At 72.1% G+C, this 22374-nt stretch carries 18 protein-coding genes; 5 read left to right on the top strand and 13 right to left on the bottom strand.

Translation table 11 applies throughout. From position 1 onward, the window contains the following. Positions 1-35: 35 nt before the first annotated feature. From IC607_RS09170 to IC607_RS17405, 4 genes are all read right to left on the bottom strand, one after another. On the bottom strand, positions 36-1208 hold the full coding sequence (locus IC607_RS09170) for an aminotransferase class I/II-fold pyridoxal phosphate-dependent enzyme (protein ID WP_191787094.1): 1173 nt from the start codon (positions 1206-1208) through the stop codon (positions 36-38). Further along, on the bottom strand, positions 1205-1708 hold the full coding sequence (locus tag IC607_RS09165; RefSeq protein ID WP_191787093.1) for a low molecular weight protein-tyrosine-phosphatase: 504 nt from the start codon (positions 1706-1708) through the stop codon (positions 1205-1207). Before IC607_RS09165 ends, IC607_RS09170 begins: the two co-directional genes overlap by 4 nt. A gap of 45 nt (positions 1709-1753) precedes the next feature. Further along, positions 1754-2965: an Ig-like domain-containing protein gene (locus tag IC607_RS17415; RefSeq protein ID WP_370526107.1), complete on the bottom strand. Its 1212-nt coding sequence runs from the start codon at positions 2963-2965 to the stop codon at positions 1754-1756. 86 nt (positions 2966-3051) lie between these two features. Then, positions 3052-5229, bottom strand: coding sequence for an esterase-like activity of phytase family protein (locus tag IC607_RS17405; protein ID WP_225224810.1), 2178 nt, complete (start codon positions 5227-5229; stop codon positions 3052-3054). Between the two features lie 143 nt (positions 5230-5372). Between IC607_RS17405 and IC607_RS09155 the strand changes: the two genes are divergently transcribed. Further along, positions 5373-6641 carry a M18 family aminopeptidase gene (locus IC607_RS09155; RefSeq protein ID WP_191787092.1) on the top strand — a complete coding sequence of 423 codons (1269 nt, stop codon included), beginning with the start codon at positions 5373-5375 and terminating at the stop codon, positions 6639-6641. A gap of 61 nt (positions 6642-6702) precedes the next feature. Here the strand turns inward: IC607_RS09155 and map are convergent, their stop codons facing one another. Continuing rightward, positions 6703-7467 (bottom strand): type I methionyl aminopeptidase, encoded by a 765-nt coding sequence (gene map, locus IC607_RS09150; protein ID WP_191787091.1) that lies wholly within the window; start codon positions 7465-7467, stop codon positions 6703-6705. Between the two features lie 167 nt (positions 7468-7634). On the opposite strand from map, the gene IC607_RS09145 reads away from it, so the two are divergent. Next, positions 7635-8450, top strand: coding sequence for an NADPH-dependent F420 reductase (locus IC607_RS09145; RefSeq protein ID WP_191787090.1), 816 nt, complete (start codon positions 7635-7637; stop codon positions 8448-8450). A gap of 176 nt (positions 8451-8626) precedes the next feature. Beyond that, positions 8627-9043 (top strand): VOC family protein, encoded by a 417-nt coding sequence (locus tag IC607_RS09140; protein WP_191787089.1) that lies wholly within the window; start codon positions 8627-8629, stop codon positions 9041-9043. On the opposite strand, the gene IC607_RS09135 is transcribed toward IC607_RS09140, so the two are convergent. From IC607_RS09135 to aceA, 5 genes are all read right to left on the bottom strand, one after another. Then, positions 9044-9799: an AIM24 family protein gene (locus IC607_RS09135; RefSeq protein WP_191787088.1), complete on the bottom strand. Its 756-nt coding sequence runs from the start codon at positions 9797-9799 to the stop codon at positions 9044-9046. Further along, positions 9799-10428, bottom strand: coding sequence for an AIM24 family protein (locus tag IC607_RS09130; RefSeq protein ID WP_191787087.1), 630 nt, complete (start codon positions 10426-10428; stop codon positions 9799-9801). Before IC607_RS09130 ends, IC607_RS09135 begins: the two co-directional genes overlap by 1 nt. Before the next feature lie 10 nt (positions 10429-10438). After that, positions 10439-11056 carry an AIM24 family protein gene (locus IC607_RS09125; RefSeq protein WP_191787086.1) on the bottom strand — a complete coding sequence of 206 codons (618 nt, stop codon included), beginning with the start codon at positions 11054-11056 and terminating at the stop codon, positions 10439-10441. Positions 11057-11205: 149 nt separating this feature from the next. Further along, positions 11206-12864, bottom strand: coding sequence for a malate synthase A (aceB, locus tag IC607_RS09120; protein WP_191787085.1), 1659 nt, complete (start codon positions 12862-12864; stop codon positions 11206-11208). 146 nt (positions 12865-13010) lie between these two features. Further along, positions 13011-14345, bottom strand: coding sequence for an isocitrate lyase (aceA, locus tag IC607_RS09115; protein WP_191787084.1), 1335 nt, complete (start codon positions 14343-14345; stop codon positions 13011-13013). Between the two features lie 192 nt (positions 14346-14537). Here aceA and IC607_RS09110 point away from each other — a divergent pair, with 192 nt between their 5' ends. Beyond that, positions 14538-16037, top strand: a complete 1500-nt coding sequence (locus tag IC607_RS09110; RefSeq protein ID WP_191787083.1) for an XRE family transcriptional regulator — start codon at positions 14538-14540, stop codon at positions 16035-16037. Between the two features lie 7 nt (positions 16038-16044). Here IC607_RS09110 and IC607_RS17840 read toward each other — a convergent pair whose 3' ends face one another. Continuing rightward, positions 16045-17880, bottom strand: coding sequence for an Ig-like domain repeat protein (locus IC607_RS17840; RefSeq protein ID WP_191787082.1), 1836 nt, complete (start codon positions 17878-17880; stop codon positions 16045-16047). A gap of 310 nt (positions 17881-18190) precedes the next feature. Next, positions 18191-20296 carry a carbohydrate-binding module family 20 domain-containing protein gene (locus tag IC607_RS09100; RefSeq protein ID WP_191787081.1) on the bottom strand — a complete coding sequence of 702 codons (2106 nt, stop codon included), beginning with the start codon at positions 20294-20296 and terminating at the stop codon, positions 18191-18193. A 260-nt stretch (positions 20297-20556) separates the two neighbouring features. Between IC607_RS09100 and IC607_RS09095 the strand changes: the two genes are divergently transcribed. Further along, a complete protein-coding gene (locus tag IC607_RS09095) occupies positions 20557-21573 on the top strand; it encodes a LacI family DNA-binding transcriptional regulator (protein WP_191787080.1) in 1017 nt (338 codons plus the stop codon). A 19-nt stretch (positions 21574-21592) separates the two neighbouring features. Here the strand turns inward: IC607_RS09095 and IC607_RS17395 are convergent, their stop codons facing one another. Next, positions 21593-22249, bottom strand: coding sequence for a TetR/AcrR family transcriptional regulator (locus tag IC607_RS17395; RefSeq protein ID WP_225224808.1), 657 nt, complete (start codon positions 22247-22249; stop codon positions 21593-21595). Positions 22250-22374 lie beyond the last annotated feature (125 nt).

The following is a 22374-nucleotide window of genomic DNA, read 5'->3' as shown; positions in this document are numbered from 1 at the left end:
CCAACCTACGTCGGGTCGAGGGGACCTCGAAGCCCTCAGACACCGACCGACTCGACGCCCAGCCCGGCCTGCCACGCGACGATCCGGTCGACCGCCGCGCCGACCACCTCCGCCGACGACGCGAACGAGAGCCGCACCCACCGGTGCCCGTCGACGGGGTCGAAGTCGGTCCCGGGCGTGAGCGCGACGCCGGCCTCGTCGAGGAGACGCGCGCACCAGGTGACCGAGTCGAGGCCCGAGCCGGAGATGTCGGCGTAGAGGTAGAACGCGCCGTCCGCCGGTGCGACGCGGTCCCAGCCCAGCTCGGGCAGGCGTCCGAGCAGAAGGTCACGCGAGACCGCGTAGCGCGCCACGTCCGCCTCCGCCGCCGCCAGGCCGGCCGGGCTGAACGCCGCGACCGCCGCGTGCTGCGCCAGCGCAGGCGGGCACAGGGCCACGTTGCCGGCGAGCGCGTCGACGGGCGCGACGAGGTCGTCGGGCAGCACGAGCCAGCCCAGCCGCCAGCCGGTCATCGCCCAGTACTTGGAGAACGAGTTCACGACGACCGCCGTCGGGTACGCCGCCGCGGTGGGCGTCGCGCCGGGCGTGTACGTGATGCCGTGGTAGATCTCGTCGCTGATCAGACGCACGCCGCGCGCCTCGCACCAGGTCGCCAGCTCCTCGAGACCGGCTGCGTCGATCATGGTCCCCGTCGGGTTGGCCGGGCTCGCCACGACCAGCCCGTCGACGGGTTCGTCCAGCGCCTCGAGCTGCGCGACCGTCGGCTGGTAGCGCGTCTGGGGCCCGCACGGCAGCGACACGACCTCGCACCCCAGCGCCGCCAGGATGTTCGCGTACGCGGGGTAGCCCGGCCGCGCCAGGGCCACGCGGTCGCCCACGTCGAACGCCGCCAGGAACGCGAGCAGGAACCCGCCCGACGACCCCGTCGTCACCGCCACGCGCGCCGGGTCCACCGTGACGCCGTACGTGTCGTAGTGCGCCGCGATCGCCGCGCGCAACGCGGGCGCACCCAGCGCCTCCGTGTAACCCAGGCCGCCCGACGACAGCAGCTCCGCCGCCCGCAGACGCACCGCCTCCGACGCCCCCGACGCCGGCTCCCCCGCGCACAGGTTGAGCACGTCCTCACCCGCGGCCCGGCGCGCGTTCGCCGCCGCCAGGATCTCCATCACCGCGAACGGCGGCACCGCGGACCGCGTCGAGACCTTCACGCCGCGCCGCCCACCTGGTCGCGCACGTAGGCCACGACCCCGTCGGCGGCGGCCTCGATCTCCGCCAGGCACGTCTCGAAGTTCTCCGGCCCGCCGTACCAGGGGTCGTCGACGTCGAGCAGGTGCTCGGGGCCGTCGTCGGGCGCGTCCGGGTCGAACGACCGGTACATGACGACGTCCGCCGCCGGGTCCAGCCGCCGCAGCGCGCGGGCGTGCTGCGAGGTCATCGCCAGCACCAGGTCGCGCGACGACAGGTCCGACGCGCGTACCTGACGCGCCCGGTGGCTCCCGTCGGGCACGTAGCCGTGCGCGACCAGGACGTCACGCGCCCGCCGGTCGATGGGGTTCCCGTGCTCCTCGTCGCTGACGCCCGACGAGTCCACGTCCACGTCCAGCCCCGCCGCCTCGAACCGGTCCCGCAGGACGATCTCCGCCATCGGCGACCGGCAGATGTTCCCGGTGCACACGGTCATCACGCGATACGTCACAGGGTCAAGCATGCCGCCTGCCGGGTGCGCCGTCTCGACGCACCCGGCAGCGAGGCATCAGCGCACGCGGACCTTGTGGGTCACGCTCGTGCGCAGGTAGGACGACGAACCCTCGTAGGTCGCCGTCACGCTGGTCGACCGTGGCACCTTCGGCAGGCGCACGACGACGCGCCCGCCGTGAACCGTCCGCGTCGCGACCTTCTTCCCACCGATGCGCACGGTGACCTTGCCGGTCGGCGCCGTCGCACCCCGGACGGTGACCGTGACCGTGGGCCGCGCGTTCTTCTTCACGGTCCACGTCGCCGCGGAGATCGCGACGCGCGCCTTCGCCTTGGCGACGGTCAGCGCCGCCGTGCCCGACGATCCCGCGACGGTCGTCGTACCACCGAACACCGCGGTCAGCGTGTGCCGACCGACGGCGATCGTCGCGGGCAGCTTCACGGTGACCTTTCCCGTGCGGCCGGACACGGCCAGGCGACCGGTCGCCACGGTCTTGCCGCCCTCGCGGACGGCGACTGTCCCGCTCACCGGTGCCGTCGCCGCGGTCACCGTGACCGTCGCCTTCGCTGTCGTGCCGTACGTCACGCGCGGCGACGACAGGCGCACCGTCGTGCTGCTCGTCGAGCGCGTCACCTTCACGGTGACGGCCGGCGACGTCGAGCCGGCGACCCGGAGCGAGCCCGGGTACACCGCGGTGAGCACGTGCGTGCCGACGCCGAGCGTGGCGGGCAGCTCGTCCGTCCCCTTCCCTCCCACCAGCATGGCCTTGGCGATCACCTTGGTCCCCTCGCGGATCTCGACGATCCCCGTGGCGGCGTCGGCCGCATCGGTCACGGTGACCTTCACCGTCGATCCCGCCCCGTAAGGCGTCGTGGGTGCGAGCTGCAGCGACGTCGTGCTCGCCACCCGCGCGATCGTGACGGGCACGGCAGCCGACGACGAGCCGGACCAGTCCTCGCTCGACGGTGCGAACGTCGCCCGGACCGAGCGTGTGCCGACGGGCAGGGTGACGCTGATCGACGCGGTGCCGTTGCGCACGGCCGCCGACCCCAGCGCGGTGGTGCCGTCGTCGAACGTCACCGTCCCCTCGGCCGCCGGTGCGACGGTCGCGGTGAGGGTCTGCTTCGCGCCGGTCACCCGGGAGCCGGTGACAGCGAGCGTGGTCGTCGTCGCCGTCGCACCGAAGACGTGCGCCTTGCTGCCCAGGCGCAGCAGCACCGTCTCGCCGGTCGCGTCCACGACACCGTCGTTGTCGGTGATCGCATACACCTGCCCGTCGATACCGATGGTCAGGCCTTCCAGCTTCTCCTGCGTCCAGCCGGCGGTCGCCCGCAGGTCGGGGAGGACGTCGTACGTCAGCTTCTTGGTGAGCGTCGCTTCTTGGTGAGCGTCGCGCCCGACGGCGTGCCGAACGGGACGTCGACCGTGTAGATCCGCTTGACCGCGGCCGAGGGCCCGTTGAGCTTGTCGCGCTCGATGACGGCGAGGGTGTCGTCGTCGACCACGACGACCTCGGACAGGCCGAGCCAGTCGCCGCTGACCGACGTGGACTCGAGCGGGTACAGGAACCAGCGCCACGTCGAGGTCGCCACGTCGTAGCGGCCCAGGCGTGCCGTCCGGACGTCGGTGGTCAGACCACGCTGCAGAGCGACCCACACGTGCTCGCCCGAGCCGTCCGTCCTGGTCGCGACGCCCTCGATGCCCCACTTGTCCAGGGAGCCCGTCACCTCGGACGGGAGCGAGACGTGCTCCTGCACCACGCCGCCGTCCGACGTCCGGATCAGCTGGTTCCCCGCACCGGTGGCACCCTCGACGCCGAGCCAGAAGCCCCCGGCTGGGCGGGACGCGATGCCTTCGACGTCGAGCGTGATGCCCGCGCCGGCCTCCGTGACCCGCACGGCGCGGTCGACCACAGCCGGGGTACGGCTGACGTCCAGCGAGAGCAGGCGCGTGTCCGTGTAGGCCGCGTCGGTGGCCGACCACAGGTGCGTGGCGTCGCGCTGGTCGGGCGTCAGCGCGCCGAGCGCACCCCAGCCGATCGGGTCGCCTGCCGCGTCGTCGGCCGAGACCACGGACGGGAAGGTCGCCGGAGCGTCGGCGTAGGCGGCACCGCGGCCGAACACCGAGACGGACGATCGGACGTTCTTGGTGGCGTCGTCGGTCTCGCTGGACACCAGCAGCAGGTCGCGCGACGGGACGGGCAGAATGCCCTCCGGGCCGTTCGTCGTCGCCAGCACCTGCACGAACGCCGGGGACAGCGGATCGCTCACGTCGTAGACGGCCACGAAGTTCGACCGCTCCGAGCCGACGAACGCGTAGGGCGTACCACCGAGCGTCGCGACGGCCAGGCCCTCGATCTCGACGCCCTTCTTGGCGGCGCGGTCCTCGGTGTGCAGGCCCGTGCGCACGGCGAGCCGCTCGAGCGTGTTGCCGGCATCCCACACGGGCTCGCCGGTGGTCGTGTCGAACACCGACCAGCCGCGCGTGCCGCCCTTCCAGTCGCCCTCGTTGGCGGTGGCGACGTGGGTCTCGTCGAGCCACGCGATCGCGTCGGGCTCGCGCGGGGTCACGGGGATCGAACCCGTCTGGTCGATCACGCCGTCCTTGGCGACGTCGATCCCGCTCACCGACTCGGCGCCGGCACTGAAGACCGTGCTGACCGTGCCCGACGCGATGTCGATGAGCACGACGCCGTTGTTCTCCTGCAGCGTGAGGGCCACCGTCGATCCGCTCGGGTCGATGGCGACGTACTCCGGTTCCGGATCCTGCGGCGTGTCGAGGCCCGCGAGCGCGTCCGCCGTCAGGTCCACGCGGCGCACCTGCCAGTCGGCCGGCGAGTTCTTGCTCGGCAGGTCGAGGAGCTGGACGAACCCGCCCGGCAACTGCGGGAGGTCACCCTTCTTGCCTCCCGCGGGCGTGGCGTTCTCGTCGCGCTGGTTCTCGATCGCGATCGCGGCGTGCTTCTTGTCCGGCGACAGCGCGATCGAGTCGGGCTGACCGCCCAGGTCGAGCCGGCGGACCACGCCGTGGGTCGCGAGATCGACGACGACCAGGACACCGCTGGGCTGGGTGAACGTCTGCGAGGTGTCCACGACCACCAGCACGTACCCGCCGACGACAGCGACAGACGTGGGCTCCGCGTGCGCGCCCACCTGCAGGTCCGAGGCGAGGTCGAGCGTGCCCTTGCCGACGGGGTTGGCGGGGTCGCTGATGTCGACGAACCCGATGCGGCGCGCGAGGGCGTCCGTGTGGACGAACGTCCTGCCGTCCTCGCTGACCGCCGAGATCTCGGCCACCGTCGGCGCCGCGCCGTCCGCGCCCGCGGGTCGGTTCTGGAACACCGGGTACGTCGCGAGCCGGTGGAACGTGCGGTCGGCGGGCGGCGCCGTCCAGCCGGCGGCGGACCAGCCCGGGGCGGGGGCGGCAGCGTGCGCGTCGAGCTCGCCGCCCAGGGTCAGTCCGGCGACGACGGCGAAGGTCGCCGCCGACGCGGTCAGGGTGCGGCCGCGACGTCGCGGGGGCACAGGCAGCATCGTTGTCCTCCTGATGACGGGGGTGTCGGTCGACGCTCCCGGACGCCGGTGACGCACAGCGGGCCCACAGGTGAACGCGGACCGTCGGCCGGTCGACGGCTCGCGGATCGTCGCTCCGGCCGCTCACCTGAGACGATCGGTGGGTGCCGCACACCGAAGCCCTCGCCCACGTCGCCGATCTCGCCGCGTTCGTCACCGCGTCGCCGAGCTCGTTCCACGCCGCCGCGGAGGTCGCGCGGCGCGTGCGTGACGCGGGCTTCGAGCAGCTCGCGGAGGGGGACGCCTGGCCCACCGGGCCCGGCCGCCACGTCGTCGTGCGCGACGGTGCCGTCATCGCGTGGGTGGTGCCCGACGGCGCCGACGCGACCACCCCCGTCACGATCCTCGGCACGCACACGGACTCCCCGGGCTTCAAGCTCAAGCCGACTCCCGCGACCAGCCGGGCGGGCTGGCGCCAGGCGGCGGTCGAGGTCTACGGCGGGCCGCTGCTCAACTCGTGGCTTGACCGCGAGCTGGCGCTGGCCGGTCGTGTGGTGACGCGCGGCGGCGAGCACCTGGTCCGCACCGGGCCGTTGTTGCGCATCCCGCAACTCGCGATCCACTTGGACCGGCAGGTCAACGACGGGCTCACGCTCGACAAGCAGCGCCACACGCAGCCGGTCTGGGGGCTCGGCGACTCGACCGACCTGCTCGCGGCCGTCGTCGGCGACGTCTGCGACCCCGCGGACGTGCTGGGCTACGACTTGACGGTCGTCGACACGCAGGAGCCGCGCACGTTCGGGGCCGACGACGAGCTGTTCGCGTCCGCCCGCCTCGACAACCTGCTGTCGACGCACGCCGCGGTCACCGCGCTGCTCGCCCCTCTGGTGACGACGGCCGATCCGTCCGCGATCTCCGTCGTCGCCGCCTTCGATCACGAGGAGGTCGGCTCGGCGACGCGATCGGGCGCTGCCGGCCCGTTCCTCGCGGACGTCCTGGCCCGGGTCCGCGACGGCCTGGGCGCCGACCCCGAGCAGGCCCACCGAGCGCTGGCGGACTCGATCTGCATCTCCAGCGACGTCGGCCACTCGGTCCACCCCAACTACCCCGAGCGTCATGACCCGCTGACCGTGCCCGTGGCCGGCGGCGGCCCGATCCTCAAGATCAACGCCAACCAGCGCTACGCCACGGACGCCGTGGGCATCGCGCTGTGGAGCGACGCGTGCGAGCGCGCAGGCGTGCCCAGCCAGGCGTTCGTGTCCAACAACGCCGTGCCGTGCGGATCCACCATCGGCCCCATCACCGCGACGCGCCTGGGCATCCGGACCGTCGACGTCGGCGTCCCGATCCTGTCGATGCACTCGGCCCGCGAGCTCACCGCGACCGTGGACCCCTGGTACCTGACCCGCGCGATGACGTCGGCTCTGGCCTGACTCACCACCGAGCGTCCGAGCACGTGGCTGCAGTAGCGACCAGTTGCTCGGACGTCTCCGGTCAGTCGCGGGCGGTCAGGACCACCGGGCCGTCGCGCGTGATCGCGATGGTGTGCTCGGCGTGCGCGGCGATGGACCCGTCCGCGGTGCGGATGGTCCAGCCGTCGGGGTCGATGACGTAGCCGTCGCCGCCGGCCATGAACCACGGCTCGATGGCGATGACCAGACCGGCATTGAGCTTGAGGCCCGTCCGCGAGCGGCCCAGGTTCGCGACGTGCGGGTCCTCGTGCATCGTCCGCCCGACCCCGTGCCCGCCGAAGTCGCCGTTGATCCCGTACCCGCCGCGGCGACCGATCGAGCCGATCGCCTCGGAGATGTCGCCCATCCGCCCGCCCGGCCTGGCCGCGGCGATGCCCGCCGCGAGCGCACGCTCGGTCGTCTCGATCAGCCGCTGCGCCTCGGGCGTCTGCGTGCCGATCTGGATGGTCAGCGCCGAGTCCGCGACCCAGCCCTGCACCTGCGCGGCGATGTCCATGCTCAGGACGTCGCCGTCCTGCAGCACGTAGTCCGACGGCAGCCCGTGCAGCGCGGCGTCGTTGACCGACGTGCACAGCACCCCGGGGTACGGCATCGCGCCGAACGACGGGTGGTAGCCCAGATAGACGGACTTCGCGCCGGCCGCGTCGATCATGCGGTGCGCGTGGTCGTTCAGGTCGTTCAGCGTCATGCCCTCGCGCGCGACGTCGCGCAACGAGGACAGCACTCCGGCGATGAACTTCCCCGCAGGGCGCATCGCATCGACTTCGGCAGGTGTCTTGAGGGCCACGCCCCCACCTTGCCACGCCCGGATGATTTCCAGGCAGGGAACAGCCCGTGGGCCGGACCCCTCGCGAGGGGCCCTGCCGCGACGGACGAGGTCGCGGCTCCCACGGGCTGCGGTGACTGCCGGAGATTCGCTCGCCGCCGTGCCGGTACCGGCTCGACTGCGGGCGGATGGCAATCCGTCCGAGTGCTCGGGCGACTAGCGGACAGTCACCTCACGCGTCCAAGAAGAAATCATGTCGTGGACCACCTCCTTTCCCATGTGCCTCGACCGTACGTCCGGTGCGGCGGCGTGCCAAGGGTTTTTCGCGGTCCGGGAACAGCCGTCGCCCGACGAGGGTTGCGGCGCACATGACCACCATCGGACTCATCGGCGCCGGGCACATCGGCGGAACCCTCGCACGGCTGGCCGTCGACCACGGCTACGACGTCGTCGTCTCCAACTCCCGCGGCCCGGAGACGCTCGTCGACCTCGTCACCGAGCTGGGCGACCGCGCCCGCGCCGCGACCGCAGCCGAGGCGGCGGAGGCCGGCGACATCGTCGTCGTGACCGTCCCCTTCAACGCCGTCGACCAGGTCCCGGCCGCGCCGCTGGCCGGGAAGGTCGTGATCGACACGAACAACTACTACTGGGAGCGCGACGGGCACGTCTCCGCGCTGGACTCCGGCGAGACGACCAGCGCCGAGGTGCTCGCGGACCACCTGGGCTCGGCCCACGTCGTCAAGGCGTTCAACCACATCACGTCCACCGACCTGGGCTCGCGCGGGCTCCCGCCCGGTTCCGACGGCCGCCGCGCGCTCGCGATCGCCGGCGACTCGGCGGAAGCGAAGGCGCAGGTCACCGCGCTGATCGACCGGTTCGGCTTCGACGTCGTCGACGCCGGCCCGCTCGCCGAGGGCTGGCGCTACCAGCGCGACACCCCCGCGTACGGCCCGGACCTGGACAAGACCGGCCTCAGGGACGCCCTGGCGGCCGCGACCCGCTGACCGGCCGCCACGAACCACCTCACCGACCCGCCGCACGTGGGACGCGAACTGGCCTCGGACCCTCGTCACCGCCTCACCAGTCGACTCCTGTCACACGTGCGGCCGGTTGCGTCCGAGCAGCCGCGGAGCCGGGCGTTGAGCGAGCGGGCGAGGCCCGTCCCGGCCACGCTGGTCCCATGACCGACGTCCCGCCCCGCGCCGTTCCGCACCGTCACGCCGGCATCGACTTCAGCGTGTCCGCCACGGTGCTCGAGTCCCTCGACGCGAACAAGCTCGCCGACTTCTACGAGGCGCTGCTGGGCTGGACACGGATCTACGAGGAACCGGGCTGGGTGATGCTGCGTCCGCCGAACGGCGGCCCGGGCCTGTCGTTCAACACCGACGCGCTCTACCGACCACCGACATGGCCGGCCAGGGGCCCGCACCAGCAGATGCAGGCGCACATGGACTTCCTGGTCAGCGACCTCCCGATGGCCGTCGAGCACGCGCTCGCCACCGGTGCCCGCCTCGCCGACCACCAGCCCCAGGACGACGTCCGTGTGCTGCTCGACCCGGCCGGCCACCCGTTCTGCTTCTTCGTCGAGGCCGGCTGACTACCCCTCCTGGGAGCGGGCGACGAGCTTGTGGCCGAGGACGCCGGCTGCGGCGGCGCTGAGCAGGAAGGTGTGCGACTCGACGAGCCGCACGAGCGCGGGGTCCTCCCGGACGTCCTCCGACGACTGCAGCAGGACGGTCCCGGCGCCGGTGAAGTCGTACTGCCGCTCCTCCCCGGACTCGCGCCCGAACATGCTGTGCACGCCCGCGGCGAGCGACGCCGCCATCCAGTGGTAGTCGTAGTGCACGCTCGGCGACGGGCAGTCGGCCCAGCCCAGCAGGGCGTCGGGGTCGGCGCGGAAGGGCGGCTCGACGAAGATGACCGGCCCGTTCGACGAGGCGAGGAACTTGCCCGTGCCGAGCAGGGTGACGAACCCGGGGATGATCGACTGCTTGAGCTCGAGGCCGGTCTCGAACGCCAGCAGGTTCGTCTGCCGGATCGTGAGGTTGCCATCGTCGAGGTCGTAGGAGTTGATGTCGTTGCCGCGGTCGCCGATCACGAGCTTGCCGCGGCCTGCCGCCACCACCCACTCCATCGCGTACAGCGGCGAGGAGAACCGGGCGGCGACCCACGCCGCGCGGGACGCGAAGGACGCGACGCCGGAGAACTCGATCGAGCCGTAGTACGCGATCATCGCGCCCTTGGACGTGAACCACTCGCCGTCGAGGTCGATGCAGAAGGCGTAGGCGTTGACGTTGTCGTTGCTCGGCAGCGACTGGGGGTCGTAGACGGTCGCGTCGATCCCGCTGATCATCAGAACCTCTTCTCGGACGCCTGGACGTAGACCGTGCCGTGGCCGGACACGTGGAGCTGGAACGCCTCGCCGGCGCCGCGGCCCACGAGGTCGCGCATCCCGACGCTGGCCTTGAGGTCGATGTTCAACGCCCCGACGTGCCCGACGTACGCCTGGGGGTCGACACCCACGGTCTCGCCGGTGAGCTGCAGGGGGAACGTGCCGCCGTGCGAGAGGACAGCGACGGACCCGTGACCCGAGATGCGGGTGGTGTACATGCCCTGCCCGGTCGCAACCCCGCGGACCGCGGCCCGGACTCCACCCTGCACGATCATCTCGACGGACGTCTGCAGGTTCGCGTCGTAGGCGAGGAGGCGGTCGGCCTCGACGGTGAGCGAGTCGCCCGTGAGCTCGATGACGCTCACGTACAGGCCCTTGTGCCCGTACAGGACCGACCCGCTGCCCTCGGACGCCATCATCGACGCGGACTCGCCGGTGCCGTACGCCCCGCCGCCGCCCGCGCTGCGGGACAGGGGCCGGAACGTCACCTGACCCGTGTAGCCGAGCATGGCCCCGCGGCGCGCCAGCACCGGGGACTGCTGGCTGACCTGGGCCCGGACGACCTTCTTGTTCACGACCTCGAACGCCATGCCCGTCCCCTCAGCGCTCGGCCGGCTGGATGTAGACGATGCCCTGGCCCTCGAACCGCAGCGAGTAGGGCTCGCCGCCGTCCTCGCCGACCATCGACCGCCACGAGACGCCGGAGACGAGGGTCATCTGCGTCTGGCCGGTGCCCGCGACGTACGCGTCGGGGTCGACGACCAGCGGCTGGCCGGGCGTGACGGCGAGCGCGATCAGCGGTCCCTCGGAGATGATCGCGCACTGCCCGGTTCCCGTCACAGACGTCGTCGCGAGGCCCTGACCTGTGTGCATGCCGCGCAGACCGGCGAACTGCACGTCGAGCTGGAGCCCGTCGGTGACCGCCAGGATGTGCTCGGACTCGATCATCAGCCGGTCGTTCGTCAGCTCGACGACGGTGACGTCCATCGCGTCCTGCGCGAGGTAGACGCGCCCGACGCCTGCGCAGGTCATGAGCGAGAGAGACTCGCCGCCGACCCCGCGCTTGAGCGCCGCCCGGAAGCCGCCGGTGGCGCCCATGCCCGCGGACTTGAAGTCGACCTTGCCCGTGTAGGACACCATCGACCCGCTCGCGGCTCGGACCGAGTCGCCCTCCAGGTCAGCGTGCAGCACGCGCTTGCTCGCGGTGAGTACCGCCACCGATCTCCCCCGTCGTCGATCCGTCGAACCGGCGCGAGCCTAGCGGGGATCACCGACGCCCGGAGGGGTGAACCGGTGGATGCAGGGGCGGTTGAACGACACGCCGCGCGGTCAGGGTCGGGCGCGCGGCGTGTCGTTCAACCATGCCTTCACCGACCGCCGGCCACCAGGTGCTGCGTGTACGCCGGGACCGTCAGGAACGTCGGGAAGTCGTCCGCGAGCGCGACCTGCTCGAACAGGTCGGCGGCGTCGTCGAACCGGTCCCCGTCGAACCGCTCGACGGACGCCAGCAGCGCGGCGAGCTCGGACCGCACCAGCTCGGCCGTGATCGGCGTCCCGCTCGCTGTCGAGATCCCCTGGTGGACCCACTGCCACACCTGCGACCGGGAGATCTCGGCGGTGGCGGCGTCCTCCATGAGGTTGTCGATGGCCGCCGCCCCGACCCCCCGCAGCCACGACTCCAGGTACCGCACGGCGACGGAGACGTTTCCGCGCAGCCCCTCGTCCGTCACCGAACCGCCCGCCGACCGGAAGTCCAGCAGGTCGGCCGCCGACACGGAGACGTCGGACCGCAGCAGGTCCCGCTGGTCGATGCGGTCCCCGAGGAACGCGTCGAACGCCTCCAGCGCCACCGGGACCAGGTCCGGGTGCGCGACCCAGGTGCCGTCGAACCCCTGCCCCGCCTCACGCCGCTTGTCCGAGCGCACCGCCTCCAGCGCTCGCGCCGTGACCTCCGGGTCGCGCCGGTTGGGGATGAACGCGCTCATCCCGCCGATCGCCTGCGCCCCGCGCCGGTGGCACGTCGCCACCAGCAGGCCGGTGTAGGCGCGCATGAACGGGACGGTCATGGTGACCGCGGAGCGGTCCGGCAGCACGAACCGCGGACCCCGGTTCCGGAAGTTCTTGATGACGCTGAAGATGTAGTCCCAGCGGCCCGCGTTGAGGCCGGCGCAGTGGTCGCGCAGCTCGTAGAGGATCTCCTCCATCTCGAAGGCGGCGGTGATGGTCTCGATGAGGACCGTCGCGCGGATGGTGCCGTACCGCAGGCCCAGGTAGGTCTCGGTGAAGCGGAAGACCTCGTCCCACAGCCGCGCCTCCAGGTGCCCCTCCAGCTTGGGCAGGTAGAGGTACGGCCCGCGGCCGGAGTCGATGAGCGCCTGCGCGTTGTGGAACAGGTACAGACCCGCGTCGACCAGGCTCGCTGACGCCGGTCCGTGCTGTCCGGCCCGGTCGACGAACTCCAGGTGCTTCTCGGTCAGGTGCCAGCCTCGCGGCCGGAAGACGATGGTCGGCGTCTGCTCCCCGACGACGTACGACCGCCCCTCCGGCGTCGTGAAGTCCACCTGCCCGCGGACCGCGTCGAACAGGTTGAGCTGCCCGCCGATCACGTTCTCCCAGGTGGGGCTCATCGCGTCCTCGTGGTCGGCGAGCCAGACGCGCGCGCCGGAGTTCAACGCGTTGACCGTCATCTTGCGGTCGGTGGGGCCGGTGATCTCGACGCGACGGTCCTCCAGGCCGGGGCCCGGGCCGGCGACGCGCCACGTCGGGTCGGCGCGGATGCCCGCGGTCAGGGGCAGGAACTGCGGGTCGGCGCCGTTGGAGATCCGGTCGCGGCGGTGCTGGCGGCCCAGCAGCAGGTCGTGCCGGCGGCCGGCGAAGCGCGCGTGCAGGTCGGTGACGAAGTCGAGCGCCTCGGGCGTGAGGATCTCCTCCGCCCCGCGGACGTCGGGCCCGGTGATCTCGAGGCGGGGCCGCGCGAACGGGTCGGTCAGCCGGGACCGGCTGGGTGAGGGCGTGATGACGGTCATAGGGTGCTCCTGGGTTCTGCGGCACCGAGATCGACCTTCCGGGGTGAGACAGGCCCTTGCAAGGGTCTGTCTCACCCCGAGACGCCTGTCTCGGCGGGGATGGGTGAAGGGCCGGAGGTGCGGCCGACGACGAAAGCGCGGGCGGCTCAGTGGGTGAACTGGGCCGTCTCGGTGGAGCCCGCGAGCGCGAGGGTCGCGCTGTCGGGGCTGATCGCGGTGGCGACGCGGTCGAAGTAGCCGGTGCCGACCTCGCGCTGGTGGCGCGTGGCGGTGTACCCGGCGGCCTCGGAGGCGATCTCGGCCTCCTGGAGGGCGACGTAGGCGGACATGCCCGACGAGGCGTACCCGTTGGCCAGGGAGAACATCGAGTGGTTGAGCGCGTGGAAGCCGGCCAGGGTGATGAACTGGAACGCGTACCCGTGCCCGGCCAGGTCCCGCTGGAACGAGGCGATCTGCGCATCGGACAGCTGCGAGCGCCAGTGGAACGACGGCGAGCAGTTGTACGCCAGCAGCTTGCCGGGGAACCGGTCGTGGATCCGCTCGGCGAACTCGATCGCCAGCCCGAGGTCCGGCGTCGACGTCTCCACCCAGATGAGGTCGGAGTGCGGCGCGTAGGCCCCGGCCCGCTCGACGACGGGGTCCAGCCCCGGCCGCACCCGGAAGTACCCCTCGGCGGTTCGCTCCCCCGTGAGGAACGGCTCGTCGCGCGGGTCGACGTCGGACGTCAGCAGGTCGGCACCCAGCGCGTCGGTCCGCGCGACGACGACGGTCGGGACGCCGGCCACGTCGGCCGCCAACCGCGCCGCGGACAACGTCCGGACGTGCTGCGACGTCGGGACCAGCACCTTGCCGCCCAGGTGACCGCACTTCTTCTCCGCCGCCAGCTGGTCCTCCCAGTGCACGCCCGCGGCGCCGGCCGCGATCATCGCGTGCATGAGCTCGTAGGCGTTGAGCGGCCCACCGAACCCGGCCTCGGCGTCCGCGACGATCGGCGCGAGCCACTCACGGGTGCGGCGGCCGTTCTCCGCGACGTCGATCTGGTCCGCGCGCAGCAGCGCGTTGTTGATGCGCCGCACGACGGCCGGCACCGAGTTGGCCGGGTACAGCGACTGGTCCGGATACGTCTGGCCGGACAGGTTCGCGTCCGCGGCCACCTGCCACCCGGACAGGTAGATCGCCTCGAGCCCGGCGCGGACCTGCTGGACCGCCTGGTTGCCGGTCAGGGCGCCCAGCGCGGGGACGTGCGTGCGGGTGTGCAGCAGCTCCCACAGGCGCTCGGCCCCCCTGCGGGCGAGCGTCGGCTCCTCGCGCACGGATCCACGCAGCGCGACGACGTCCTCGGCGGTGTGGGTGCGGCGGATGCCGGCCCAGCGGGGGTCGATCTCCCAGCTCGCGGCGAGCTCGTCGGCCGTCTGCGTCTGGTCACCGGGCTTCGTCGTCGTGCCACCCGGCAGCGGTGCCGGGTGCGTCTGCGTGTTCATGGCTCCTCCTACAGTTCGTCGGTTCTTCTCGGCGCTGTCGCCTGACCACCACGTTCCCGCACCGCGACCGGTTCTTCCCCGGCTGGATCCGCAGAAGATCGACGTTCCTTCTCCTGGACGGAAGCGGTGCCGGGGTGCGACGGTGGGAGGAGAGGGCGAAGGCGCCTTCGGGGCGAGAGGAAGAGGGACGACGTGACGACGACGACACGTGGCCGGTCAGGCGCGGACGAGTCGGTCGCCGCCGCGCCGCGGGCGGCCGGTGGCATCGACACGCTCGTGCTGGGGCGTCGTATCCGGCACCTGCGCACGGCGCGGAACATGACGCTCGACGACCTGGGCAGCGCGATCGGCCGCGCGCCGTCGCAGGTCTCGATGCTGGAGAACGGGCACCGCGAACCGAAGCTGTCGCTGCTCGCGCTCGTCGCCGACGCCCTCGACGTCCCCCTCGCCGAGCTGCTCCGCTCCGACCCGCCCAGCCGTCGCGCCGCCCTGGAGATCGAGCTCGAGCGCGCCCAGCGCGGACCGCTGTTCGCCAACCTGCAGGTCCCGTCGGTGAAGGTGGGCCGCAGCCTGCCCGCCGACGCGCTCGAGGCGCTGGTCCGGCTGCAGCACGAGGTGCAGCGGCTGCTGACGGAGAACGCCGCCACCCCGGAGGAGGCGCGACGCGCCAACGCCGAGCTGCGGGTCCGGATGCGCGCGCAGGACAACTACTTCCCGGAGCTGGAGGCGCACGCCCGCGAGCTGCTCAAGGGCATCGACCACCCCGGCGGCCCCCTCTCCCAGCGCGCCACGGCCGACATCGCCGCGCACCTGGGCTTCGCGCTGCACTACGTCCCCGACCTGCCGCACTCGACCCGCTCCGTCACGGACCTGGCCAACGGCCGCATCTACCTCCCGCAGGGCAACCCGGGCACGAGCGACGCCCGCTCACCGCTCCTGCAGGCCCTGGCCAGCCACGTGCTCGGCCACGCAGAACCACGCGACTACGGCGACTTCCTGCGCCAGCGCGTCGAAGCCAACTACTTCGCGGCGGCGCTCATGCTCCCCGAGGACGGCGCCGTCCCGTTCCTGCAGGCCGCCAAGAACGAGCGCCGGTTGTCCGTCGAGGACTTCCGCGACGCGTTCGCCGTCCCCTACGAGACCGCCGCCCACCGGTTCACCAACCTCGCGACCCAGCACCTGGGCATCCCCGTGCACTTCATGAAGGTCCACGAGGGCGGCACGCTGCACAAGGCGTACGAGAACGACGGCGTCGTCTTCCCGTCCGACCCCCTCGGCGCGATCGAGGGGCAGCCCGTCTGCCGGCAGTGGACCGCGCGCGTCGTCTTCACGCTCGCCGACCGGTTCACGCCGTACTACCAGTACACCGACACCTCCTCGGGCACGTACTGGTGCACGTCCCGAGTCCAGCCCTCGTCGCAGGGCGCGTTCAGCGTCAGCGTGGGCGTGCCGTTCGGCCACGTGCGCTGGTTCCGCGGCCGCGAGACGACCGAGCGCTCCGCGTCCCGCTGCCCGGACCCGTCGTGCTGCCGCGAGGCCCCGGCCGAGCTCGCGTCACGCTGGGCGTCGCAGTCGTGGCCCTCGGCCCGCCCGCACGCGTCGATGCTGGCGGCCCTGCCCGTCGGCGTCTTCCCGGGCGTCGACACCACGGAGGTCTACCGCTTCCTGGACCGCCACGCCCCCGCAGACTGAAGCGCGCCTACCGCTTGACGGTGAGCGCCCGCGCGACGTCGACGTACGCGACCCGCTTGTCCCCGCGGTAGTACGCGCGCACCTCGTGCTTCCCCGTGTGCACGCCGGTGACGTGCACTGTCGCCACATACGTCTTACCGACGCGATGGAACGACGCGCGGTGCTTCGTCCCGTCGACGGAGACCTGCATCTTCCCGGACGGCTTGAACGCGACCTTGAGACTGAAGGTCACCGTTGAACGGTTCTTCGAGCCCGCGTGGCTCGCTGTGACCTTGACGCTGGTGCGGGCCTTCTGGAACGTCAGGACGTACGTCGACCTCGACGAACCATAGGTGCCGGTGCCGCCGTACACCATCGTGACGCGGTGGCGCCCCGGAACCAGCGCCTTCCGGGTCCGGACGGCCGCGACGCCATGGTGGACGACCGCCGTGCCAAGCACCGTCGACCCCTCCTTCAGCGTCACGGTCCCGCCGTCGGTGGCCTTGACCTTCTCGCTCACGTCCACGTGCACGACGACGACGCGGTTGCCGTACTTCCGCTCGGCCCCGCTCACGCGCGGCCAGGTGTAGAACCGCGGGTGAGCGACGACTCCGGACGTCCCGGCCCGGACACGCTCGAGCCCGCTGACGCGCTCGTCCCAGAGCGCTGGGTCGCCCGTGTAGAGCGAGTAGCAACGTCCTCGGATCGTCGGGAGGCTGAAGCTCCCGTCCGTAGCGACGGGCGACCACATCCCCGTGGTCGGCTTGGGAAAGGACCCCGTGCACGGCACCTCGACCGCGTCGACCTCGCCGCTGCGGAGCGGGTTCAGGGTGGCGTCGTAGGCGCGGCCGGTGATGGGGGGTCCCATTGAGACCACGGACGTCTTGAGGCGCACGCCCCGGTCGGACACCGTCACGGGCACGTCGAGCGCCACTCGATCCGCACCGCGATAGCGCTCCACGACGCGGACCCGGTACGAGCCGCCGATCACGGAGTCGAACTCGTACCCATCGGGCTTCCCGTACGAGTACGGCATCGCGGCCGTCTGGAGGGCGCCCCCGCTGACCTTGCCTCCCACGACCCGGTAGAGCTCCGCACGCCAGGATGACAGCGCGTCGCCCGGTCGCGTCTCACGCGCCAGCTGCACCCCGCCCGTGATGCCGTAGACGTGCCGCTGGACGAGAGTGCCGAGGTCCGCGCCCACTCCCGTGACCACCACCGACTTCACGACGGGGGCGAAACCGGCCAGAGCGAATCGAAGCTGTGCGGCCCCAGCCGGCAGGCCCGTCAGCCGGACCCGCCCGTCGGCGGCTGCGTCGGCGTGACGGGCAGGAGCCCCGGCCAACGTCGCGCTGACGGAAGCGTCGACAGGAGCGCCGTGCTCGTCGACGACGCGGGCGGTGAGCGTCGCTCCGGCATGCGCGACCAGCGGCCTGAGGGTCGTGGTGGTCCCGACGACGACGTCGAACGCCACCGGGTCCGGCTGCCACGTGTCCGCGAAATCGGCGACGTACGAGCCGGAGTACGCGACCGGCGTGACGTACTCGTACTCGCCGAGGGCGTTGGTCGTGAGGACGCGTGACACATAGTCACCCTGCGTGAGTGCGACGTGCGCCCCGGCGACCGGGACGCCGTCTGCATCCACCACGACCCCGCGCGCACCGACGTGCAGGTGGACGGCGACGTCCCGGCGCGAGATCGTGTCTGCCTCGACGTGGAACGTCTCGTGGACGGGGTCGATTCGTGGCCCAGACACGTCCACCGTGTACTCACCCGGAGCGGCATCTGCCGCGATCTTGGTCCCGTCCGGTGCCGCGAAGGTGCTTGTCGTGGCGCCGGTGGGTCCGTTCACGGCGACAGTCACGGGAGTGCCATAGCTCGGCCCACCCGTCACCGTGATCTCTTACCGACCGAGCTCCACCGCCTGCGCTGGGGCGAGGCCGCCGACGACGATACCCAGGACGACGGCCAGAACGAGCAGCGGGCGACTCCCCGAGCGCGGCATGGACAATTCTTTCTCGAGGTCACGCACATTCTGGACAGCCGGAACGTAGCAGCACGACTGGGCCCGCGTCTCAGGTTTCACACAGCCAGTTCCCTGGCAGACCGACCACGACGCGGCCCCGGACCGGTGGGGGTCCGGGGCCGCGCGACCTGGTCGCGGATTCGCGGTCTCAGCGCCAGGTGTCCGTGACGGTCAGGGTGCTGCCGGTCGCGGTGCCGGTGCGGTTGGCGCCGGACTCCCAGACGACGCTCCCGGAGCTGTCGCGCTTGACGTACTTGTACTGGAACGACGTGCCCGCGGGCAGGTTCAGCGTCGTGCGCCAGACCGGGTACGCGGCCGACGACAGCGCGACGCCCGATGCCGGGCTCCACGAGCCCAGCGCCGGCAGGTCACCGACGACGTACACGTTCTGACCCCACGTCGTCGTCGCGTTCACGCCGAACGTGACGGCCGTCGTGCCGGACGTCGGCGACGCGGTCGGCGTAGGCGTGGGCGTCGGGGACGGCGTCGACGACGCGCACGGGTCGGTGCTGCTGACGACGCCGTCCTTCACCGCCGCCACCGACCCGCGGAGCGCGTAGTTCTGCGACCCGTTGTTGTCCCAGGTGCCGTTGCCGTCGTTGAACGCGGCGGTGATCGTCGCGCCACCTGCGGCGATCTGTCGGCTGACCCAGCCGGTGCACGCGGCGGTCATCGTCTCGCCGGGCATGGTCGTCCATGCGCCGCTGCCCACCTGGTAGTGGACCTTGTACGCCGACCAGCTCTTGCCGGTCGAGTAGTAGACGGTCGTGGCGCCGGTCGAGCTCGTCGGAGACGACGTCGGTGAAGACGTCGTGCCCGACGTCCGCCCCACGTGGATCGCCAGCGCCCCGTAGGCCGGGACGGTGGCGGTGAACAACCCACCGCTCACGGTCACGGGACGCGAGCAGTCGGTCGCGACGACGTCGCAGTACGTCCCGTCGGGCAGCGACGTGGACCACGTCCGGGTCGACGACGACCCCTGGTTGTTCAGCACCACGAAGCCCTTGGCTCCGCGACCGAAGCCGACCACGTTGTTCCCGTCGTCGTACCAGTTCGTCACACCCGTGCCGGCGACCGCGTTGTGGAAGCCGACCATCCCGGTGATCTCCGTCTTGCGCTGCATGCACGTCCACGCGGCGTTCGAGCAGCTCGCGTCCGGGACGCTCGTGTCCGTGGCGCCGGGCGCGCCGGCGTCCTTGTCGGTGAACGTGTAGCCGGTGTAGACCGACGGCGAGCCGTACGGGTAGCCCAGCAGGAACGCGTTGGCGAGCAGGTACTTCGCGCCCCACGTCGCGTTCATGGTCTCGCCGTTGCGCTCGGTGTCGTGGTTGTCGACGAAGACCCCGGCCTGGTTCGACGGGAGCAGGCCGGTCGCGATGTTCTTGAGGCTCGCGATCTGCCCGTTGAACGCGTTCTTGAGCGTGCGGGCGTAGGTGAACTCGTGCACGTCGCCGACGCCGACGTACTCCGACGGCTGGACGGGCTCGCCCGATGCCCCGATGACCTCCTGCACCCAGTACGCGCTCTGGTTGGTCAGCTTGGCCTTGATCGCGGCCAGGTCGGCGGCGGGGATGTGCTTGGCGGCGTCGATGCGGAACCCGGCGACGCCGAGGGAGAGCAGGTCGTTGAGGTAGCCGGCGATCTTGCCGCGCACGTAGTCGGAGCCGGTGCGCAGGTCCTGCAGCGAGGACAGGCGGCAGTTCTGCACCTGGTAGCGGTCCCCGTAGTTGCTGATGTTGGTGCGGCAGTCGTTGAAGTCCGCCGCCGAGTACGGCACGGCCGGGAAGGAGTCGATGCCGTACGACGAGCCGGCGGTCCCGGTCCCCGAGCCGCGGTCGGCACCCGTGGTGTGGTTGATGACGGCGTCCGCGATGATGCCGACGCCCGCGTCCTTGCAGGTGGAGACCATCGTCGCGAACTGCGAGCGGTTCCCCAGCTTGGAGTCGATCTTGTAGGAGACGGGCTGGTAGGACGTCCACCACTGGCTTCCGGTGACGCTCTCCTGCGGCGGGGAGACCTGGACGTAGGCGAAGCCGGCGGCGCCGATGCGGCCGCACTCGGCCGCAACCGAGCTCCAGTTCCACTGGAACATGTTGAGGATGACGTCGCCCTTGGTGGTGACGGGTGCGGACGCCTCGCTGCTGCGGGCGGTCCCGACGACGGCCGCGGCGGTCCCCGCGACGAGGGTCAGCGCGAGCGCGGCGGCGGCCAGCCGGCGCGGGGGGCGTGGGCGGGCGGTGGTCTGGGAGGTCATGAGGCTCCGGCTCTCTGCCCGGCGACGGTGCCGGGTGTCGGGGTTGCCCGGGACCGCGACCCGGGTGCGTCGGTCGACGCCGGTACCGCGCGCGGCGGCAGTGCCCGCGCGGTCCATCCTGCAACTTCTCTGCAAGTTTCAGATTGCTTGCAGGACGTTACTGTCCGTCCGATGCGGGCGCAAGGGGACGATTCGCACGACGGACGCCAGGAGAAGCGACTCTGCGGACCTCAGGCAGCGCTCTCCCGTACGATCACGGCGTGCGGATCCGCCTCACCGACATCGCCGAGCATGCCGGGACCAGCATCTCGACCGTCTCCCGGGTCATGAACGGCAAGCCGGGAGTGGCCGACGACGTCCGGCAGCGCGTGCTCGCCGCCATGGACCTGCTGGGCTACGAGCGACCCAAGCAGACGCGCGGTCGCGCCGCGGGGCTCGTCGGGCTCGTCGTCCCCGAGCTCTCCAACCCGATCTTCCCGGCGTTCGCGCAGGCGGTCGAGAACGTCCTGGCGATGCACGGCTACACGCCGCTGCTGTGCACCCAGTCCCCCGGCGGCACCACCGAGGACGCGTACATCGACGCGCTCATCGACCACCAGGTCGACGGCATCGTCTTCGTCTCCGGCCTGCACGCCGACACGCGCGCGCACCACGGCCGCTACCACGACCTCGCGACCCGCGGCGTGCCGATGGTGCTGGTCAACGGCTACGCGCCCGACGTGCCGGCGCCCAGCATCTCCGCCGACGACGCCGCCGGCGTGGAGCTCGCGCTGCGGCACCTGGTCTCGCTCGGGCACCGGCGCATCGGCCTGGTCGTCGGCCAGGAGCGGTTCGTGCCCGCGCAGCGCAAGACCGCCGCGTTCGTGCGCTGCCTGGTGGCGATGGGCCTGGCGGGCGACGAGGCGGAGGCGCGCACCCACGTCGTCACGAGCTTCTACTCGCTCGAGGGCGGCCAGGCGTCGACCACCGAGCTGCTCGCGTCGGGCCACACCGCCGTCGTGTGCGCGTCGGACATGATGGCGCTCGGCGCCGTCCGCGCGGCGAGTGCCGCCGGGCACGACGTCCCGCGCGGCCTGTCCGTCGTCGGGTACGACGACTCGCTGCTGGCCGCTTATGCGCACCCGGCCCTGACCACGGTTCGGCAGCCCGTCGACGCGATGTCGCAGGCCGCGGTCAGCACCCTGCTCGCGCAGATCGGCGGCGAGCGGGTCTCCCGCACGGAGCTGCTCTTCGCGCCCGAGCTCGTCGCCCGCCACTCGACGGGCACCGCGCCCTGATCCAGCGTCCCCACGAGCGTCAGTCGCGGCCCTCGTGGTACCAGACGCCCACCCACTCGTCCCACGTGGGCCCGTCAGTGAGCTCGTCGCCCGCGGCGGCCCGCTCCGCGAGACCGAGGGCGACCAGGTCGAGGTAGCGGCGGTGCAGCGCGTCGGCCCGCTCACGCGGCAGCGGCAGGACCGGCCGCAGGTGCAGCAGGAGCTGCATGACGTCGGCAGCCGTGAACCCCCGCGGCACCCGGCCGGCGTCCAGGTCGAGCGCGACCAGCCGCTCGAGGCCCCCGTGCAGGTCCGCGGTGGCCTCCGCGAGCCCGTCGGGCGACGGGGCCGCGGCGCCCGTGGGCCGCAGCAGCGGGCCGGTGGCGGTCGCGATCTGGCGCCCGACGAACGCGACAACCGCTCCCTGCGGACCGGGCCCCTCCTCCGCCACGGTGTGCGCGAGCCGCGCGGCCTCCTGGACGCCGTGCGTGTGCAGTGCTCCGATCAGCGCCTCGCGGGTCGGGTAGCGCCGGTAGATGGAACCGACCCCGACGCCGGCCCGACGCGCGACGTCGGCCATCGACGCGTCGTGGTTGCCGCCCGCGAAGACGGCACGCGCCGCGTCCAGGATCGCGGTGTCGTTGGCACGCGCCTCCCGCTTGCGGCCGGGTAGCGCAGGTTCGGGCTGCTCGGGCATGCGAATCTCCTATGTCAAGCCGCGGCCGAGAGGGCGCCACTGTGGGCTGCTCGGCTGTGGTTGAGGGTGTTGTAGATGGTGCGGGCGAGTTGACGTCTTAGGCACCGGTAGGTCTCGGTGGAGGT

Origin of the sequence: Cellulomonas sp. JH27-2 (assembly GCF_014837175.1) — a bacterium.
Classification (GTDB): Bacteria; Actinomycetota; Actinomycetes; order Actinomycetales; family Cellulomonadaceae; genus Cellulomonas.
This window is presented reverse-complemented; position numbering and strand designations above follow the sequence as displayed.

Excerpts from the sequence above, each read along its gene's own strand:
- IC607_RS09165 (WP_191787093.1), bottom strand. The coding sequence starts at position 1,708 with ATGCTTGACCCTGTGACGTATCGCGTGATGACCGTGTGCACCGGGAAC.
- IC607_RS17405 (WP_225224810.1), bottom strand. The coding sequence starts at position 5,229 with ATGCTGCCTGTGCCCCCGCGACGTCGCGGCCGCACCCTGACCGCGTCG.
- IC607_RS09145 (WP_191787090.1), top strand. The coding sequence starts at position 7,635 with ATGGCAATCCGTCCGAGTGCTCGGGCGACTAGCGGACAGTCACCTCAC.
- IC607_RS09140 (WP_191787089.1), top strand. The coding sequence starts at position 8,627 with ATGACCGACGTCCCGCCCCGCGCCGTTCCGCACCGTCACGCCGGCATC.
- IC607_RS09135 (WP_191787088.1), bottom strand. The coding sequence starts at position 9,799 with ATGATCAGCGGGATCGACGCGACCGTCTACGACCCCCAGTCGCTGCCG.
- IC607_RS09130 (WP_191787087.1), bottom strand. The coding sequence starts at position 10,428 with ATGGCGTTCGAGGTCGTGAACAAGAAGGTCGTCCGGGCCCAGGTCAGC.
- aceB (WP_191787085.1), bottom strand. The coding sequence starts at position 12,864 with ATGACCGTCATCACGCCCTCACCCAGCCGGTCCCGGCTGACCGACCCG.
- aceA (WP_191787084.1), bottom strand. The coding sequence starts at position 14,345 with ATGAACACGCAGACGCACCCGGCACCGCTGCCGGGTGGCACGACGACG.
- IC607_RS09100 (WP_191787081.1), bottom strand. The coding sequence starts at position 20,296 with ATGACCTCCCAGACCACCGCCCGCCCACGCCCCCCGCGCCGGCTGGCC.
- IC607_RS17395 (WP_225224808.1), bottom strand. The coding sequence starts at position 22,249 with ATGCCCGAGCAGCCCGAACCTGCGCTACCCGGCCGCAAGCGGGAGGCG.